At 74.1% G+C, this 16,720-nt stretch carries 15 protein-coding genes; 10 read left to right on the top strand and 5 right to left on the bottom strand.

Going from position 1 to position 16,720, the window contains the following annotated elements:
- Positions 1 to 218: 218 nt before the first annotated feature.
- Both ABZX75_RS30785 and ABZX75_RS30780 read left to right on the top strand, forming a co-directional pair.
- Positions 219 to 815 (top strand): XRE family transcriptional regulator, encoded by a 597-nt coding sequence (locus ABZX75_RS30785; RefSeq protein WP_355416389.1) that lies wholly within the window; start codon positions 219 to 221, stop codon positions 813 to 815.
- 5 nt (positions 816 to 820) lie between these two features.
- Entirely contained in the window at positions 821 to 1,555 is a 735-nt protein-coding gene (locus ABZX75_RS30780) for a helical backbone metal receptor (protein ID WP_355416300.1), read from the top strand.
- Here the strand turns inward: ABZX75_RS30780 and ABZX75_RS30775 are convergent.
- The gene (locus tag ABZX75_RS30775; RefSeq protein WP_355416297.1) at positions 1,470 to 2,654 is read right to left on the bottom strand and encodes a TDT family transporter; all 1,185 of its coding nucleotides are present in this window, start codon (positions 2,652 to 2,654) and stop codon (positions 1,470 to 1,472) included. The two genes, ABZX75_RS30780 and ABZX75_RS30775, sit on opposite strands and share 86 nt — an antisense overlap.
- 70 nt (positions 2,655 to 2,724) lie before the next feature.
- On the opposite strand from ABZX75_RS30775, the gene ABZX75_RS30770 reads away from it, so the two are divergent.
- On the top strand, positions 2,725 to 3,648 hold the full coding sequence (locus ABZX75_RS30770; RefSeq protein ID WP_355416294.1) for a LysR family transcriptional regulator: 924 nt from the start codon (positions 2,725 to 2,727) through the stop codon (positions 3,646 to 3,648).
- A gap of 212 nt (positions 3,649 to 3,860) precedes the next feature.
- Here ABZX75_RS30770 and ABZX75_RS30765 read toward each other — a convergent pair whose 3' ends face one another.
- The 3 genes from ABZX75_RS30765 to ABZX75_RS30755 all read right to left on the bottom strand — a co-directional run bounded on the left by ABZX75_RS30765 (position 3,861) and on the right by ABZX75_RS30755 (position 7,018).
- Entirely contained in the window at positions 3,861 to 4,568 is a 708-nt protein-coding gene (locus tag ABZX75_RS30765) for a gamma-glutamyl-gamma-aminobutyrate hydrolase family protein (RefSeq protein ID WP_355416291.1), read from the bottom strand.
- A gap of 69 nt (positions 4,569 to 4,637) precedes the next feature.
- The gene (gene eat, locus ABZX75_RS30760; protein WP_355416288.1) at positions 4,638 to 6,104 is read right to left on the bottom strand and encodes an ethanolamine permease; all 1,467 of its coding nucleotides are present in this window, start codon (positions 6,102 to 6,104) and stop codon (positions 4,638 to 4,640) included.
- Between the two features lie 167 nt (positions 6,105 to 6,271).
- Complete coding sequence (locus ABZX75_RS30755) at positions 6,272 to 7,018, bottom strand: FCD domain-containing protein (RefSeq protein WP_355416285.1); 747 nt, start codon at positions 7,016 to 7,018, stop codon at positions 6,272 to 6,274.
- A gap of 77 nt (positions 7,019 to 7,095) precedes the next feature.
- Between ABZX75_RS30755 and ABZX75_RS30750 the strand changes: the two genes are divergently transcribed.
- The 4 genes from ABZX75_RS30750 (at position 7,096) to ABZX75_RS30735 (ending at position 12,182) form a co-directional block, all read left to right on the top strand.
- On the top strand, positions 7,096 to 8,469 hold the full coding sequence (locus ABZX75_RS30750) for a glutamine synthetase family protein (RefSeq protein ID WP_355416283.1): 1,374 nt from the start codon (positions 7,096 to 7,098) through the stop codon (positions 8,467 to 8,469).
- 124 nt (positions 8,470 to 8,593) lie between these two features.
- Positions 8,594 to 9,958 carry an aldehyde dehydrogenase family protein gene (locus ABZX75_RS30745; protein ID WP_355416281.1) on the top strand — a complete coding sequence of 455 codons (1,365 nt, stop codon included), beginning with the start codon at positions 8,594 to 8,596 and terminating at the stop codon, positions 9,956 to 9,958.
- Between the two features lie 6 nt (positions 9,959 to 9,964).
- Entirely contained in the window at positions 9,965 to 10,756 is a 792-nt protein-coding gene (locus ABZX75_RS30740; protein WP_355416279.1) for a 3-oxoacyl-ACP reductase, read from the top strand.
- Positions 10,757 to 10,877: 121 nt separating this feature from the next.
- The gene (locus tag ABZX75_RS30735) at positions 10,878 to 12,182 is read left to right on the top strand and encodes a haloacid dehalogenase-like hydrolase (RefSeq protein ID WP_355416277.1); all 1,305 of its coding nucleotides are present in this window, start codon (positions 10,878 to 10,880) and stop codon (positions 12,180 to 12,182) included.
- A gap of 28 nt (positions 12,183 to 12,210) precedes the next feature.
- On the opposite strand, the gene ABZX75_RS30730 is transcribed toward ABZX75_RS30735, so the two are convergent.
- Positions 12,211 to 13,413 carry an amino acid deaminase/aldolase gene (locus ABZX75_RS30730; RefSeq protein WP_355416275.1) on the bottom strand — a complete coding sequence of 401 codons (1,203 nt, stop codon included), beginning with the start codon at positions 13,411 to 13,413 and terminating at the stop codon, positions 12,211 to 12,213.
- A 453-nt stretch (positions 13,414 to 13,866) separates the two neighbouring features.
- Between ABZX75_RS30730 and ABZX75_RS30725 the strand changes: the two genes are divergently transcribed.
- The 3 genes from ABZX75_RS30725 to ABZX75_RS30715 are packed head-to-tail and all read left to right on the top strand — an operon-like array spanning position 13,867 to position 16,631.
- Positions 13,867 to 14,682 carry a hypothetical protein gene (locus ABZX75_RS30725; RefSeq protein ID WP_355416273.1) on the top strand — a complete coding sequence of 272 codons (816 nt, stop codon included), beginning with the start codon at positions 13,867 to 13,869 and terminating at the stop codon, positions 14,680 to 14,682.
- A complete protein-coding gene (gene mycP, locus ABZX75_RS30720) occupies positions 14,679 to 15,869 on the top strand; it encodes a type VII secretion-associated serine protease mycosin (protein ID WP_355416271.1) in 1,191 nt (396 codons plus the stop codon). Before ABZX75_RS30725 ends, mycP begins: the two co-directional genes overlap by 4 nt.
- A gap of 21 nt (positions 15,870 to 15,890) precedes the next feature.
- A complete protein-coding gene (locus ABZX75_RS30715; RefSeq protein WP_355416269.1) occupies positions 15,891 to 16,631 on the top strand; it encodes an SseB family protein in 741 nt (246 codons plus the stop codon).
- Positions 16,632 to 16,720 lie beyond the last annotated feature (89 nt).

Raw genomic sequence — 16,720 nt, 5'->3', positions numbered from 1 at the left:
CCTGTACGGACGGTGGGCGCGGGCGTACGGGAATGCGCCAGGCCGCCGGGAGCGGTGAACTGGTGCACGCGAATCCTGAGGCGGTTGCTGCGTAAGGTGCTTACAGCACACCGATGTGCGACGGACAAGGGGAGGGCAGCCCCGACATGAACGACAGGGACGGCACGAACGGCCTGGACGACAAGGATCACAAGGACCACGAGGACCACGCGGCCGGCATGGACGACACGGACGAGAAGAAGCACGACGCCAAGGAGCCCCTTCGCGTCGGCGTGGCCGTGCGCAAGCGGCGCCGCGCGCTGCACCTCACCCTTGCCGCGGTATCGGCGCGCAGCGGCCTGTCGGTCCCCTTCCTGAGTCAGATAGAGAACGAGCGGGCCCGGCCCAGCATGCGGTCCCTGGAGCGGGTCGCGGACGCGCTGGAGACCACGGCCGTCGAGCTGCTGGCTGCCTCCGACACGGCGCGCACGGTGGACCTCGTACGGGCCGGCGACGAGTCCGGGCTCACGCCGGTCCCGGGCGTACGGCCCCTCGTACGCGGGCACCACCAGCTGCACGCGCTGGAATTCACCGGGGACCAGGACGCGGGCCGCGAGTACCAGCACCGCAATGACGAGCTGATGTACGTGGTGTCGGGCGCGTGCCAGGTGGAGGCGGAGGGGCGGGCGTACCGGCTGGAGAGCGGGGACGCGCTGTTCCTGTCGGGAGGCGTACGGCACCGCTGGCGGGCCGTCACGGAGGACACGAAGCTCTTGGTCGTCGCGGTCGGCGACCACATCGACGCGACGTCCGAGCCGCCGTCGCCCGGGCACTGAGCGGCATGCCGCGGGTGGTCTCGCTGGTGCCGTCGCTGACCGAGGCGGTGGCGGTGAGCGCGCCGGGGCTGCTGGTCGGAGTGACGGACTGGTGCGCGCATCCCCCGGATCTCGGGGATGCGGTGCGGATCGGGGGGACGAAGAACCCCGACGTACGGCGGATCGTCGGGCTGCGCCCGGACCTCGTGATCGCCAACGAAGAGGAGAACCGGGCTCCGGACCTGGCGGCGCTGCGGGCGGCGGGCGTGGAGGTGCTGGTCACCGAGATCCGGAACCTGCCCCAGGCCGTGGCGGAACTGGACCGGGTGCTGGTGGGGGCGCTGGGGCTGGTGAGGCCGGGGTGGCTGGCGGAAGCCGAGGCCGCGTGGGCCCGGGTGGAACCCCTCGGCCCGCTCACCGCGTTCGTACCGGTGTGGCGGCGGCCGTGGATGGTTCTGGGCCGCGACACCTTCGCCGGGGACCTGCTCGCCCGGCTGGGGGTGCGCAACGCGTACGCCGGGCACCGGGAGCGGTATCCGCGGGTGTCCGTGGAGGAGCTCGCGGCCACCGGCTGCGAGCTGGTGGTGCTTCCGGACGAGCCGTACCGCTTCACGGCCGAGGACGGGCCGGAGGCCTTTCCCGGACTTCCCGCCGCGCTGGTCAGCGGGCGCCACCTCACCTGGTACGGGCCCTCGCTGGCCGAGGCCCCGGTGGTACTGGCACGGGCACTGCGCGCGGCGCGGCCAGGAGACGGCCGGTGAACAGGCCGCGCAGGGTGTGGGCCGCCGCCAGGAGCCAGGCGGTCACCAGGGCGAGGAAGAGGCCTGCGGCCAGCCAGGCGAAGGCGGTCAGGCCGGTGTGGCGGGCCAGGCCGGCGGCGCCGGTGACGCAGGTGCCGACGGGGAAGGTCAGGGCCCACCAGGTCATGGAGAACCCCATGCCGCTGCGCGCCGCCCGCACGAGCATGGCCGCGGCGAGAGCCAGCCACAGCAGGGCGAAGCCCATCACGGGAACCCCGTAGACGACGGCGAAGGCGCCGAGCGCGCCGGCGTACGGGGCGCCGATCGACAGGGGGGCCATGTCGGCGAGCTGGTTGACGGCGGTGGTGGACTGACCGAGGGGGCCGAGGACCAGGAAGAGGGTCGGGGTGAGGGCCAGGGGGAGCGGGCCGCTCACGATCAGCCGGCCGAAGATCAGGGGAAGCATGAGGAGGGTGGCGAGCAGGCTGATGCCGAACATGGCGTAGCAGGCCAGGAGCATCGCCTCGCGGGGCCGGCCTTCGGGCAGGTGGGGTATCAGCAGCGGGCCGAGTGCGGCCGAGACCATCGGGGCGACCAGGGGGAGGAGCCAGACGGGGGTGGCCTGTGCGGCCTCGACCTTGTGGCGGACCACCATCAGGTAAGGCACTGCCACGGCCGTGAGCAGGCCGATCGCGGTGCCGGCGGTGAAGAGCACGGCGTCCCCGGCGACGGCGGCGCCGGTCCCGATGAGGTCCTTGCCGACGATGAGGGTGCCGCCGCCGACGGCCAGCAGCGCCATCGCGAGGCAGCCGTAGAACGGGGCCACGGTGGGGTCCAGCAGGTGGGTGCGGGCCTGGTCGCGGTGGTGGATCCAGTGGCCGGCGCGGGCGGTGAGCAGGACGGCGAGCGCGGCGGCGGACAGCGCCCACACGAGCTGGCAGGCCACGCGCTGGCCGGGGAGCTGGTAGGGGAGGGTGGCACCGGCGTTGGCGATGATCGCCGTGCCCATGACGGAGGCGTACCAGTTGGGGCCGAGGTGGCGCAGGGCCTTGTGGGCCCGGGGCGCGGTCCCGGTGGTGCGGGTGGAGCCGGTGCGGGGTCGCAGGATGGTGGTGGCCATGGCTCCAGCGTCCTGCCGGGGTGGACCGGGCGGCAGAGGTCATCCTCCTATGAGGCCATAAACTGATGTTATGGGGAATGAGGAGTGGGTTCCGCTGGCGCACCGGGTCCCGGACCTGGGCGCGCTCGAACTGCTGCTCGCGGTCGCGCGGGTCGGCAGCCTGAGCGGCGCGGCCCGGTGGCTGGGCATCACCCAGCCCGCGGCGAGCAGCCGGATCCGGGCGATGGAAACCCGCCTCGGCGTGGCCCTCGTGGACCGGTCCCCGCGCGGATCGACGCTGACGGCGGAGGGCGCGCTGGTCACGGACTGGGCGCGGCGGGTCGTGGAGGCGGCGGAGGCCTTCGACGCGGGGGCGCAGGCGCTGCGGGGGCGGCGGGACTCGCGGCTGCGGGTGGCCGCCAGCATGACCATCGCGGAGTACCTGCTGCCCGGGTGGCTGATCGCCCTGCGCGGGCAGCGGCCCGACACGGCGGTGTCCCTGCACGCCGGCAACTCGGCGGACGTCGCCGAACGGGTCCTCGCGCACGAGGCGGACCTCGGCTTCGTGGAGGGGCTGACCGTGCCCGAAGGACTGGACTCGGCGGTGATCGCGCAGGACCGCCTCGTGGTGGCGGTGGCGCCGGGGCACGCGTGGGCGCGGCGCTCGCGCGGGGTGAAGGCGGCGGAGCTGGCGTCGACCCCGCTGATCCTGCGGGAGCGCGGGTCGGGGACCCGGCAGGTGCTGGACGCCGCGCTGGCGGGGTGCGGAGGGCTGGCGGCGCCGCTGCTGGAACTGGCGTCGACCACGGCGGTGAAGTCGGCGGCGCTGAGCGGTGCCGGGCCGTGCGTCCTGTCGGAGCTCGCGGTGGGGGACGAGCTGGCGGCGCGGCGGCTGGTGGCGGTACCGGTGGCCGGTGCGGCGCTGGACCGCGCACTGCGGGCCGTCTGGCCGACGGGCTCCCGCCCGGCGGGCCCGGCGCGCGACCTGCTGTCGCTCACCCGCCGCCCGGCCTGAGCCGTCTCTTCCGGATCTTGCCGGGCCCGCGCTGCCCGGCACCGCACCTCGCTGCCGTGCCGGGCGTCGCGGCCGGTGAACCTTTCCGGTCACAGCACTAGCCGCGGGCCCGGCGCCCGAGCGGGGCCTGAGCAGCGCCGCTGCCGGGGGCTGCGCCGGGGCCCGGCGCCTGCCGGGCGGCGGTGTTCCGTCGGCCGGGCGCCGCGCAGCGGTTACGGCACCGGGAGCGCCCTGCGCGCATGGGCCGCTTCGATCATCGAGGCCATCACGCGGGTGTCCTTGTCGCGTTCCGGGTGCCACTGGACGCCCATGACCCAGCGGGTGGGGTCGGGGAGTTCGATCGCCTCCACCGTGCCGTCCACGGCGTGGGCGCAGGCGATCAGGCCGCGGCCCAGGCGGTCGACCGCCTGGTGGTGGTAGGTGGGGACCTCCGCCTCCTCGGGGACCAGCGCCGCGTACCGGGTGCCCGGGACCGGGAGGACCGGGTGCCAGGACATGACGCCGGGGCCCTCCGCGTGGCCGTCGAGGTGCTGGATCAGGGTGCCGCCCAGGGCGACGTTCAGCGCCTGCATGCCCCGGCAGACGCCGAGCACCGGCAGGTCGGCCTCCAGAGCGGCGGCGATCAGGGACAGCTCCCAGTGGTCGCGGACCGTCGCGGGGGGGCCCGTACGGGGGTCGCGGGCGGCGCCGTAGTGGACCGGGTCCACGTCGGCGCCGCCCGCGACGACGAGGCCGTCGAGCCGGCCCAGCACTTCCGCCGCTGTCCCGGAATCGTCCGGCGGGAGCAGCACGGCCGCGCCGCCCGCCGCCTGGACGAGTTCGTAGTACCCGGCGGGTACGAGGGACGTCGGGAGGTCCCACACGCCGTAGCGGGTGGATTCCTCCACGTAGGTGGTGATGCCGATGAGCGGCCTGGGCACGGGTTTACCTCCAGGGGCAGGCAACGGGGGCATGACGGCGGGGCATGACGACGGGGCAGGGCCAGGATTTCAGTCGCGGGTCAGTTCCGCCTCAGCTTCGGCCAGCGCCGCGAACTCCTCCTCGGGCGCCGAGGCCACGAGGTGGTGGCGACTGTAGAGCGCGAAGTAGGCGAGGGCGACGGCGTAGACGGCCAGTGCGATGAATGCCGCGTCCCGGTCCACCAGGAAGGTGGCGACCAGGGCCGACAGGGCGAGTACGAGGGCCGCCGAGGAGGTCAGGATGCCGCCCGGGGTGCGGTAGGGCCGCTCCAGGCCCGGCTCCCGGCGGCGCAGCACGATGTGCGAGAGGGCCATCAGGGCGTACGAGATGGTCGCGCCGAACACCGCGATGTTCAGCATGCGCGGCCCGTTGCCGGTGGCCGCGGCCAGCGCGAAGCCGATCGCGCCGGGGATCAGCAGGCCGAGGTACGGCGCCTTGCGCTTCGAGGTGAGGGAGAGGAAGCGCGGCAGGTAGCCCGCCCGCGAGAGGGCGAACAGCTGGCGCGAACCGGCGTAGATGAGGGAGAAGAAGGAGGCCACGAGGCCCGCGAGGCCGGCGTAGTTGACGAAGGTCTTCAGCCACGACAGGCCGGAGTTGCCCTCCAGGGCGACGACCAGCGGGTTTCCGGCCTCCTTGAGGACGTCGGCGCCGCGGGCGCCGGTGGAGGCGAGGAAGGTGATCAGCGCGAGGAGGACGAGGATGCCCATGGAGATCGACAGGGCGCGCGGCATCGAGCGGACCGGATCCTTGGCCTCCTCGGCGGCGAGCGGTACCCCCTCCACGCCGAGGAAGAACCACATGCCGAAGGGGAAGGCCGCCCAGATGCCGAGGAGGCCCATCGGCAGCCAGGAGTTGGAGCCGAAGGCGGTGGGGTCGACGGCGATGTCGTCGAGGTTGGCCGCGTCGAACTCGGTGAAGGCACCGACCGCGAAGACCAGCAGCGCCGCGACGGCTATGGCGGTGACGACGAGGGAGAAGCGCAGGGCCTCGCCGACGCCCCAGAGGTGGATGCCGATGAAGACCGCGAAGCAGGCGAGGTAGACCGGCCAGCCGGAGCTGAGGCCGAAGAGCCGCAGGGATTCGACGTAGTCGCCGATGAAGATGGCGATCGCGGCCGGCGCGAGGATGTACTCGATCAGGATCGCGGTGCCGGTGAGGAAGCCGCCCCAGGTGCCGAGCGCCCGCCGGGCGAAGCCGTAGCCGCCGCCCGCGGTCGGCAGGATCGCGGACAGTTCCGCGAGGGAGAAGACCAGGCAGGCGTACATCGCGCCCATCAGGACGGTGGCGATGGCGAGGCCGCCGAAACCGCCCTCCTTGAGACCGACGTTCCATCCGGAGAAGTCCCCGGAGACGACGTACGCGACGCCGAGTCCGGTGAGCAGCAGCCAGCCGGCGCTGCCGCGGCGCAGCGTGCGGCGCTGCAGGTAGCCGTCGCCTTTGCGGAAGGTGGGGGGTTCGGGCACGGCTGTCAGCCGGGCCTCGGTGTCGTCGGCCATGTGCGCTCCTGCCTAGGGCAATGGTTGTGGGGCGTACCTTTGCGGTAAGGGAGTGGGCCGCGCAAGACCTCTGCGTTAAACGGGGGTTACGAAAACCTCTCCGGCCCCGCAGGAGGCGGAATTCGCCGCTCGGATCCGCCCAGGCCCGCCGCTCGCGCGGGGCCGCCTCAGGCCAGGAACCCCCGCAGCAGCGCCGCCGTGCCGCAGCAGTGCTCGCGCATCGTCTCGCGCGCCCCGGCCGCGTCCCGCTCCAGCACCGCCTCCACCAGTGCGGTGTGCTGCTGCTGCGAATGCTCCAGGTTGCGCACGAGCAGCGGGATGCAGTCGAGCAGGTCGTTCACGGTGGCCCGGACGGCCGCGTACTGGGCCGTCAGGGTGGCCGAGCCGGCGAGTTCGCACAGGGCGAGGTGGAAGAGGGTGTCCTGGCGGCGGTAGTCGGCGAGCGGGGCGTCGTGGGTGGCGGCCAGCGCGCCGAGGAGCCGCTCGGTGCCGTCCTCGGTCAGCCCCTGGGCGGCGCACAGTCCGGCCGCGCCCACCTCCAGGACCTCGCGGAACCGCAGGACGTCCTCGATGTCCACGCCCGCGACACGCCGGCGCAGCTCCTCCTCGACGCCGCCGGCCGGGGTATCGGGCCGCGACAGCACGAACGTTCCGCCGTACCGCCCGCGCCGGGCCTCCACCAGGCCCTGGTCCTGCAGTACCTTCAGCACCTCGCGCAGCGTGACCCGGCTGATCCCCATGCGCTCCGCCAGCTCCCGCTCGGGCGGCAGCCGTTCGCCGCCCGGCACCAGTCCCAGCCGGACCACCTGGAGGATCTGCTCCAGCGCCTCCTCGAAACCGTTGCCCGCCCGTACCTGTCGCAGTACGGGATTCAGCCGCGCGACGGCATCGTCTTCACTCGCCGTGTGGGTCATCTCGCCCCCTCCCCTTCCCAAGCAATGGTTCTATTCAATACCTTAGGCCTCCTCGGCTCACCGAAGGAGAGATTCCCGTGGTAGACCGCAAGCCGCCGCTCGCGACCGAGGAGCTCCGTGCTCTCGTCGCCAGCGGTGAGATCGACACAGTCGTCCTGGCCTTCCCCGACATGCAAGGACGGCTCCAGGGCAAGCGGTTCGCCGCACAGTTCTTCCTCGACGAGGTCCTCGCCCACGGCACCGAGGGCTGCAACTACCTCCTGGCCGTCGACACCGAGATGAACACCGTCGACGGATACGAGATGTCCTCCTGGGACCGGGGTTACGGCGACTTCGCCATGCACCCCGACCTCGCCACCCTGCGCCGCATCCCCTGGAGCCCCGGCAGCGCCTTCGTCCTGGCCGACCTCGCCTGGAGCGACGGCTCGCCCGTCCCCGCCGCACCCCGGCAGATCCTGCGCCGCCAGCTGGAGCGCCTCGCCGAGCACGGCTACACCGCGATGGTCGGCACCGAGCTGGAGTTCATGGTCTTCCAGGACACCTACGAGCAGGCCTGGGACGCCGACTACCGCGGCCTGACCCCCGCCAACCAGTACAACACCGACTACTCCATCCTCGGCACGGGCCGCGTCGAGCCCCTGCTGCGCCGCATCCGCAACGAGATGCAAGCCGCGGGCCTGGTCGTGGAGTCCGCCAAGGGGGAGTGCAACCTCGGTCAGCACGAGATCGTCTTCCGCTACGACGAGGCGCTGACCACCTGTGACCAGCATGCCGTCTACAAGACGGGGGCGAAGGAGATCGCCGCCCAGGAGGGTGTCTCGCTCACCTTCATGGCCAAGTTCGACGCGCGCGAAGGCAACTCCTGCCACATCCACCTCTCGCTGAACGACGCCGACGGACGCAACGCCATGGCCGGGGACGACCCGGACGCTCCCGGCGGAATGTCACCCCTGATGCGACACTTCCTGGCCGGCCAGCTGGCGGCGCTGCGCGACTTCTCCCTTCTCTACGCCCCCAACATCAATTCGTACAAGCGTTTCCGCCCGGGATCCTTCGCGCCGACCGCCGTCGCCTGGGGCGTCGACAACCGGACCTGCGCCCTGCGCGTGGTCGGCCACGGCCGCTCCATGCGCTTCGAGAACCGCCTCCCCGGCGGCGACGTCAACCCCTACCTCGCCGTGGCCGGCCTGGTCGCGGCCGGGCTCTACGGCGTCGAGCACCGCCTGGAGCTCCCCGAGGCCTGTGCGGGCAACGCCTACACCGCCGACTACGCGCACGTCCCCACCACCCTGCGCGAGGCCGCCGAGCTCTGGGAGAACAGCGAGATCGCCAAGGCGGCCTTCGGCCCCGAAGTGGTCGCCCACTACCGCAACATGGCCCGCGTGGAACTCGACGCCTACGACTCCGCGGTGACCGACTGGGAACTGCGCCGGTCCTTCGAGCGCCTGTAAGCCCGGACGGGCCCGCCGACCGACCGACCGACCGGCACCACACGGCACCGCATCGCATCGCATCGCACGGCACCACACCGCATCGCACCGCACCGCACCGAACCGAAAGTCTGTGAGGCACCACGTGTCCGATGTGCTGGAAGTCCTGAATCCGGCCACCGAGGAAACCGTCGCCATCGTCCCGGCCGCCACACGGGACGATGTCGACGCCGCCGTCGTACGGGCCACCGCGGCCCAGCGCGCATGGGCCGCGGCCGCCCCCGCCGACCGGGCCCGCCTGCTGCGCCGCTTCGCCGCGGTCGTCGACGGACACATCGAGGAACTGGCCCAGCTGGAGGTCCGCGAAGCCGGCCACACCATCGGGAACGCCCGCTGGGAAGCCGGCAACGTACGCGACCTCCTCGACTTCGCCGCCGGGGGAGTGGAACGGCTCTCCGGCCGCCAGATCCCCGTCGCCGGCGGCATCGACGTCACCTTCCTCGAACCCCTCGGCGTCATCGGCGTGATCGCGCCCTGGAACTTCCCCATGCCGATCGCCGCCTGGGGCCTGGCACCCGCCCTCGCCGCCGGCAACGCCGTCATCCTCAAGCCCGCCGAGACCACCCCCCTCACCGCACTGCGCCTCGCCGAACTCGCCCTCGAAGCCGGGATCCCCGAGCACCTCTTCCAGGTGCTCCCCGGCCGCGGGGCCGTCGCGGGCGACGCGCTGGTCGAGCACCCCGGCGTGGCCAAGATCGTCTTCACCGGCTCCACCCGGGTCGGCAAGCAGATCATGGCCAAGTGCGCGGACCGGGTGAAGCGCGTCACCCTCGAACTGGGCGGCAAGAGCCCCAACATCGTCTTCGCCGACGCCGACATCGAGGCGGCGGCCGCCGCCGCGCCCATGGCCTTCCTCGACAACACCGGCCAGGACTGCTGCGCCCGCACCCGGATCCTCGTACAGCGCTCGGTGTACGACCGGTTCCTGGAACTGCTCGCCCCGGGCATCGAGAGCGTGGTCGTGGGCGACCCGGCCGACGAGAAGACCCAGATGGGACCGCTGATCTCGCGGACCCAGCTGGAACGCGTACGGTCCTACGTCACCGACGATCTCGCCGCCATCCGCGGCACCGCCCCCGAGGGCCCCGGTTTCTGGTACCCGCCGACCCTCGTCACGGACGTCGCCCCCACGGCGCCCGTGGCCGCCGAGGAGGTCTTCGGCCCCGTAGCCGTCGTCCTGCCCTTCGAGGACGAGGAGGACGCCGTACGTCTGGCCAACGCGACCGAGTACGGCCTCTCCGGCTCACTCTGGACCCGCGACATCGGCCGGGCGCTGCGCGTCTCGCGCGCCGTCGCCGCGGGCAACCTGTCCGTCAACTCCCACAGCAGCGTCCGCTACTGGACCCCCTTCGGCGGCTACAAGCAGTCCGGACTCGGCCGCGAGCTCGGACCCGACGCCCTCACCGCTTTCACCGAGACCAAGAACGTCTTCATCAGCACGGAGGCCTGAACCACCATGACCGACCGCACCGAAGAGATCGTCTGCCGCCGCCTGGTCGGCCGCACCGCCGTCATCACCGGAGCCGGCAGCGGCATCGGGCTCGCCGCCGCCCGCCGCCTGGCCTCGGAGGGGGCACACATCGTCTGCGGCGACATCGACGAGGTCGCGGGCAAGGCCGCCGCCGAGGAAGTCGGCGGCACCTACGTCAAGGTCGACGTCACCGACAAGGAGCAGGTCGACGCCCTCTTCAAGACCGCCTTCGACACCTACGGCTCCGTCGACATCGCCTTCAACAACGCGGGCATCTCGCCCGCGGACGACGACTCGATCCTCCTCACCGAGCTCGACGCCTGGAAGCGGGTCCAGAACGTCAACCTCACCTCCGTCTACCTCTGCTGCAAGGCGGCCCTGCCCTACATGCAGCGCCAGGGCCGCGGCTCCATCATCAACACGGCCTCCTTCGTGGCCCTCATGGGCGCCGCCACCTCCCAGATCTCCTACACCGCCTCCAAGGGCGGCGTACTGGCCATGTCCCGCGAACTGGGCGTCCAGTTCGCCCGCGAGGGCATCCGGGTCAACGCGCTGTGCCCGGGGCCGGTCAACACCCCGCTGCTCCAAGAGCTCTTCGCCAGCGACCCGGAGCGGGCCGCCCGCCGCCTCGTGCACATCCCGGTGGGCCGCTTCGCCGAGGCCGAGGAGATCGCCGCCGCCGTCGCCTTCCTCGCCAGCGACGACTCCTCCTTCGTCAACGCCGCCGACTTCGTCGTCGACGGCGGCATCTCCGGCGCGTACGTGACCCCGCTGTAGAGCACCGCGCCGTAGAGCACCCGCTCGCTCCCTTCCTTTCCCCTCCCCGCACCTGGACCGCACCCTCCCGGTGGCCGGGCGTCGCACGACGCCCGGCCGCCGTAAGACAGGAGTGTTCACAGTGATCCGGCTCAGCACCGCGCGACGGCTCCAGGCCGCCGGCGCCGCCGTCGCGATAGCCGCCGGCACCCTCGTCGTCGGCGCGCCCGCAGCCCGGGCGGCCGGGCCCGGCGCTTCCTGCACGACCCCGCAGCTCGGCACGGGCTGGTACGGGGACAACCAGGGCCGGCTCCAGCAGCTCATCGACGACTACGGCACCTGCGGCCCCGACCGGCACCGCCGCCCCAAGCCCGTCGCCGTCTTCGACTGGGACAACACCGTCGTCAAGAACGACGTCGGCGACGCCACCATGTACTGGCTCCTGCGCAACGGGAAGATCCGCCAGCCCGCAGGCGGGGACTGGACCACCACCAGCCGTTTCCTCACCCCGGCGGCCGCCGGGGCACTGTCCGAAGCCTGCGGCCCGCTCGCCCGCCCCGGCGCCCCGCTGCCCACGGGGACCCGTACGGCCGAGGGCGATCGCTGCGCGGACGAGATCAACGCCGTCTACGGCACGGCCGCGACCACGGCCGGCGCAGCCGCCTTCACGGGCTGGGACCGCCGTACGACCGACCCCGGCTACGCCTGGCTACCGCAGCTGATGCAGGGCTGGACCGCCCGCGAGATCCGCGGCTTCGCGGCGGCCGCCCGCACGGAGAACCTCGCCGCACCCGTCGGCACCGCGCAGCGGGTCGGCAGCGGTACCGCCACCGGCTGGGTCCGCTACTACGACCAGCAGAAGGACCTGATCCGCGCGCTGCGCCAGGCCGGCTTCGACGTCTGGATCAGCTCCGCTTCGCCGCAGCCGGTCGTGGAGGTGTGGGCCGAGGAGGTCGGCATCGACGCGGACCACGTCATCGGCATCCGCAACGTGACCTCGCGCGGCGGGAAGTTCACCGCGCGCCTGCAGGGCTGCGGATCGGTGAAGGACGGCGCCGACACGATGATCACGTACATCGACGGCAAGCGCTGCTGGATCAACAAGGAGGTCTTCGGCGTGCGGGGCGCGGCCGCCGAGAAGGTCCAGCCGCCCGTCCGACGGCAGGTGTTCGCCGCGGGCGACTCCGACACGGACATCTCGTTCCTGCGCGACGCCACCGCCCTGCGTCTCGTCGTGAACCGCAACAAGAACGAGCTGATGTGCCGGGCGTACGACAACAGCGACGGCCGGTGGATCGTGAACCCGATGTTCATCGAACCCAAGACCCGGAAGGCCACGCCCTACCCGTGCGCGACCACGGGATACGTCGACCACGACGGCACGGCCGGCCCCGTCCGCCGGACCGACGGGAGCGTCGTCCCGGACCAGACGGACTCGGTCTACTAGCCGTTTCGTCGTCCCGCCGTCCCGTCGGCTAGAGGAAGGTACGGCCCTCGCCCCGGTACGTCGGGGCGGTGGCCGTCACGCGGTCCCCCTCGATCAGGTGCAAGGCGTCGAAGCGCTCGCACAGTTCGCCCGCCTTGGCGTGGCGGAACCACACCCGGTCCCCGATCAGAAGATCGTCGGCCGGGCTGCCGAGCAGCGGGGTCTGCACCTCGCCCGCGCCCTCCTGGGAGTCGTAGCGCAGGCCTTCCGGCAGATACGGGACGGGCAGCCGGTCGGTCCCGGCGGCGCCGGAGGCGGGATAGCCGCCGCCGAGGACGGTGACCACGCCGACGCCGGGCCGCCTCACCACGGGCTGCGCGAAGAGGGCGGCCGGACGCCCACGGAACGAGGTGTAGTTGTCGAACAACCGCGGTACGTAGAGACCCGAGCCGGCGGCGATCTCCGTGACGGCGTCCTCCGCGGCGGTCTGCTGCACGCTGCCGGTGCCGCCGCCGTTGACGAACTCCAGATCCGGGACGACCGCGCGGACGGCGCGTACGGCCTCGGCGCGGCGGGCGGCGAGCTCCTTGCGGGCCGCGCTCTGCATGAGCCGGATGGCGCGCGAGCGCAGCGGGCGCCCGGCCAGCGCGTCCCCGACACCGGCGACATGGCCCTCGTACGCCATGAGCCCCACCACCCGGAAGCCGGGCCGGGCAGTGACCGTACGGGCCAGCGCGGCCAACTGCTCGGGCTCGCGCAGCGGTGAACGCCGGGCGCCGACCCGCACCCTGCCGCCGAAGAGGTGCAGGGCGGTGTCCAGTTCCAGGCAGACCCGTATCTCCTGCGCGCCGCCGTCCCGCGAGCGGTCGATGAGCTCCAGCTGGGCGGGGTCGTCGACCATGACGGCGACCGCGGCGGCGAGTTTGGGGTCGGCGGCGAGCTCGGCGAAGCCGGCGCGGTCGGCCGACGGATAGGCGAGCAGCACGTCCTCGAACCCGGAACGGGCGAGCCAGAGCGACTCGGCGAGCGTGTACGACATGATTCCGGCGAACCCCGGCCGGGCGAGTACGCGTTCGAGCAGGACGCGGCAGCGGACGGACTTGCTGGCGACGCGGACGGGCTTGCCGCCGGCCCGGCGCACGAGGTCGTCGGCGTTGGCGTCGAACGCGTCGAGATCCACGATGGCCAGCGGCGCGTCGAGGTGCGCGGTCGCCCGGTCGTACCGGGCGCGGTCGGCGGCGGGGGAGTTCATGGGCGGCAGCTTGCCAGACGCCTCTACCGGTGGGTAGGCCCCCGCGGCCGCCGCCCCGCCAGGGGACCCGCCCCCGTCGGTCCGCCCCTTTCTTCCCCGGCCGCGTACCCACCGGGCAACCCCGGGCCGGTCTCCGCGCCCGGGCCCGCCGGAGCCGCTGGCAGTCCGCCCCTGAGGCCCGCCGGCCGAGCCCGAGACGGCTGGGCCCCACGGCCGGTGTCCGTCCCGCAGCCGCTGGGACCCGGGCGGTTCGGGGCCTTGGGGCTGGGCCGTCCGGAGAGTCCCGCGGTGCGCCCTGGATCCGGGCGGCACGGGCGGTTGGGGCTGGGCCGGCCACCGCACCGGGGCGCGGCGCCTCCCCGTGCGCCCCGGGTCGGGCAGGGCACGGGGGCAGGCGGCGGGACCGTAGAGTACGCACAGGCAGCCGTACGGAACGGGGGGCGGAGCCGCCGGATGACCACGTCGACACCGCACAGCGCGGTCCTGGGCGAGCCCGATCCGCCCCCGCCCCCGCGCCGGCGGCCCGTACGGGTCCTCGGCGCCGTGCTGTCGGCCTTGCTCGGTACGGGTCTCCTCGCCGGGGCCGGGGTCGGCACCTGGGCCGAGCACCGCGCCGCGCACCGCCCGCCGGCCGCGGACGCCGCCTACCGCAAGGCCGAGTCCCTGTGGCGGGCCACCCCCGTGGACCACCTCTTCCCGCCCGTCCTGGCCGGACCCGCGGCCGGCCCCGGCGGCGCCGACCGCACCTGGACCCGGATCGCGCTGGCGCCCGATGCCGACTGCGCGGCCGCGCTCGCCCCCGACTGGCAGACCCTGCTCGCCCCCACCGGCTGCACACGGGTGCTCCGCGCCACCTACACCGACGCCACCCGCAGCTCCCTGATCACCGCCGGCATGGTGTTCACCCCCGCCGACGCCCCCGCCATGGCCGCGCTGACGGGCCGCCTGACCGCCCCGCCCGCGTACGGTTTCGCCGACGCCCAGCGCGCCGCCTGGACCGCGTCCGTCCTGCCCGAGGCGCCCGTCGTCGTGTACGCGGTCTCCGCCTTCGCCGACGGCCGCGCCCTGGACGATGCCCGCCCGGCCGGGGACCTGCTGAAGAAGGACGCCACCGGAGCCGCGGCCCAGGCGGGCCTCGGCCACGAGGCGAAGGGCGTCGCCGACCGCCTCGAACGCGCCGTACGGGCCCTCGCGGTCCCGTCGGCCGCCTCCGCCGCTTCGGCCCCGCCCGCCCCAGCCGCCCTGCCCGCCCCGGAGCCCGCCCGATGAGCAGAGGCCGGACGGCCGTCGCCCTCGCACTCGCCGCCGTCCTCGCCGGCGCCACCGCGCCCCCGGCCGCCGCGGACGCCATCCGGGACCGGCAGTGGGGCCTCACCGCCCTGCGCGCCGAGGAGGCCTGGGGCATCACCCGGGGCGACGGCGTCACCGTCGCCGTCCTCGACACCGGGGTCGACCACACCCACCCCGACCTCGCCGGGCAGGTCCTCGACGGCACCGACCTCATCGGCATGGGCGCCGGTCGCGGCGACCGCGCCTGGGCCCGTCACGGCACCGCCATGGCGGGCATCATCGCCGGTCACGGCCACGGCACCCACCGCGGCCAAGGCGTGCTCGGCATCGCCCCCCAGGCCCGGATCCTGCCGGTCCGGGTGATCCTGGAGGAGGGCGACCCGGGCCGCGCCCAGGCCCGCGACAGCAAGGGCGGGGCCCTCGCCGAGGGCATCCGCTGGGCGGCCGACCACGGCGCCGACGTGATCAACCTGTCCCTGGGCGACGACAGCGACTCCGCCCACCACGAGGCCGGTGAGGACGAGGCCGTCCAGTACGCCCTCGCCAAGGGTGTGGTCGTCGTCGCCTCCGCGGGCAACGGCGGCGAAGCGGGCGACCGCGCCTCCTATCCGGCCGCCTACCCCGGGGTCATCGCGGTCACCGCCGTCGACCGCCGCGGCAAGAAGGCGGCCTTCTCCACCCGGAACTGGTACGCCACCGTCAGCGCCCCCGGCGTCGACGTCGTCATCGCCGATCCCGACCGGTCGTACTACGAGGGCTGGGGCACCAGCGCCGCCGCGGCCTTCGTCTCCGGCGCCGTGGCCCTGGTCAAGGCCGCGCACCCGGACCTGTCCCCGGCTCAGATCAAGAAGCTGCTGGAGGACACCGCCTCCGACGCCCCCCGCGGCGGCCGCGACGACGCCCGCGGGCACGGGATGGTGGACCCCGTCGCCGCGCTCCAGGCCGCGGAGGCGCTGCGACCGCAGGCTCCGGTGCCCGCGCCGGCCCTGGCCGGGAGCGTGTACTTCGGCCCCGGCCCCGAGCCGGTCCGCCCGCCCCAGCGGACCGCACGCCTGGGGGCTCCGGCGGCGGCGGTCGCGGGGGCGGCGCTGCTCGCACTGGCCGGCGTACTGGCACGGCGCCCGCGGCGGGGCACCCGGCACCGGGCCCCGCGAGCGGCACAGTAGGGTCGGGTAACTGTGGCGAACATGGCGAACAAGAACATTCCCGACCCCGGTTTCTCCGACGACGACGGCTCCGCCGACCCCCGGCTGAGCGCGGCCCTCGCCGCCTGGGCCGAGGACAGGGCGAAGGAGCCGGAGGTGCTGGCCGCCCTCAGGGGCGCCCGCCTGCTGGTCCCTGTCGTCGCCGTCCTCGGCGAGGTCGAGACGGACCCCGAGACGGGTCTGTCGCGTGAGAAGACCAGCGACATGGCAGTCCCGACCCTGCGGGCGGGGGACCGGCGGGCGCTGCCGGCCTTCACCTCGACCGCCTCGCTCGCGCTGTGGGACCCGGCGGCCCGGCCGGTGGCCGTCCCGCTGCACCAGGCCCTGGCGGCCGCCGCGCACGAGAAGGCCGACACCCTGGTCCTGGACCTGGCCGGCCCGGTCACCTACCAGTTGACCGGCTCCGCGCTGCTCGCGCTGGCGGAGGGCCGTACGGACGCGGGCCCGCTGGCCGATCCCGCCGTACGGGAAGCCGTACGGGCCGCGGTGTCCGCCGAGCCGGCCGTCCTGCGCGCCCACCTCGGCCCGGGCGGCGCGGACGCCGACGGCACCCTCGCGCTCGTGCTGGCCGCCGACGCGCAGGCCCCGGCCGCCGCCCGCCGCGTCGCCGAGGCCCTGGCGTCGGACGAGACCCTGCGCGCCCGGCTGGTGCGTGGTCTGGACCTGGCGCTGCTGCCGCCGCAGGCCCCCGTACCGCCCGGTGAGCCGCTGTTCGTCCGCTGAACGACGGCGGGGGCGGGGGGCGGGGGGGACCCCCCCGGCGCCGCGCGGGGGCGGGGGCGGCCCGGCCCCGGCCCCGGGGGTGGAGACCC

Source organism: Streptomyces sp. NPDC003038 (genome assembly GCF_040611115.1).
Lineage (GTDB): Bacteria > Actinomycetota > Actinomycetes > Streptomycetales > Streptomycetaceae > Streptomyces.
Note: the sequence above shows the minus strand (reverse complement) of the source record. Positions and strands in the feature narration are given on the sequence as shown.

Bases quoted from the DNA above. Each gene is read 5' to 3' on its own strand.
- ABZX75_RS30780 (WP_355416300.1), top strand. From the start codon at position 821: ATGCCGCGGGTGGTCTCGCTGGTGCCGTCGCTGACCGAGGCGGTGGCG.
- ABZX75_RS30725 (WP_355416273.1), top strand. From the start codon at position 13,867: ATGACCACGTCGACACCGCACAGCGCGGTCCTGGGCGAGCCCGATCCG.
- ABZX75_RS30740 (WP_355416279.1), top strand. From the start codon at position 9,965: ATGACCGACCGCACCGAAGAGATCGTCTGCCGCCGCCTGGTCGGCCGC.
- ABZX75_RS30715 (WP_355416269.1), top strand. From the start codon at position 15,891: ATGGCGAACAAGAACATTCCCGACCCCGGTTTCTCCGACGACGACGGC.
- ABZX75_RS30755 (WP_355416285.1), bottom strand. From the start codon at position 7,018: ATGACCCACACGGCGAGTGAAGACGATGCCGTCGCGCGGCTGAATCCC.
- mycP (WP_355416271.1), top strand. From the start codon at position 14,679: ATGAGCAGAGGCCGGACGGCCGTCGCCCTCGCACTCGCCGCCGTCCTC.
- ABZX75_RS30730 (WP_355416275.1), bottom strand. From the start codon at position 13,413: ATGAACTCCCCCGCCGCCGACCGCGCCCGGTACGACCGGGCGACCGCG.
- ABZX75_RS30785 (WP_355416389.1), top strand. From the start codon at position 219: ATGGACGACACGGACGAGAAGAAGCACGACGCCAAGGAGCCCCTTCGC.
- ABZX75_RS30775 (WP_355416297.1), bottom strand. From the start codon at position 2,654: ATGGCCACCACCATCCTGCGACCCCGCACCGGCTCCACCCGCACCACC.
- ABZX75_RS30770 (WP_355416294.1), top strand. From the start codon at position 2,725: ATGGGGAATGAGGAGTGGGTTCCGCTGGCGCACCGGGTCCCGGACCTG.
- eat (WP_355416288.1), bottom strand. From the start codon at position 6,104: ATGGCCGACGACACCGAGGCCCGGCTGACAGCCGTGCCCGAACCCCCC.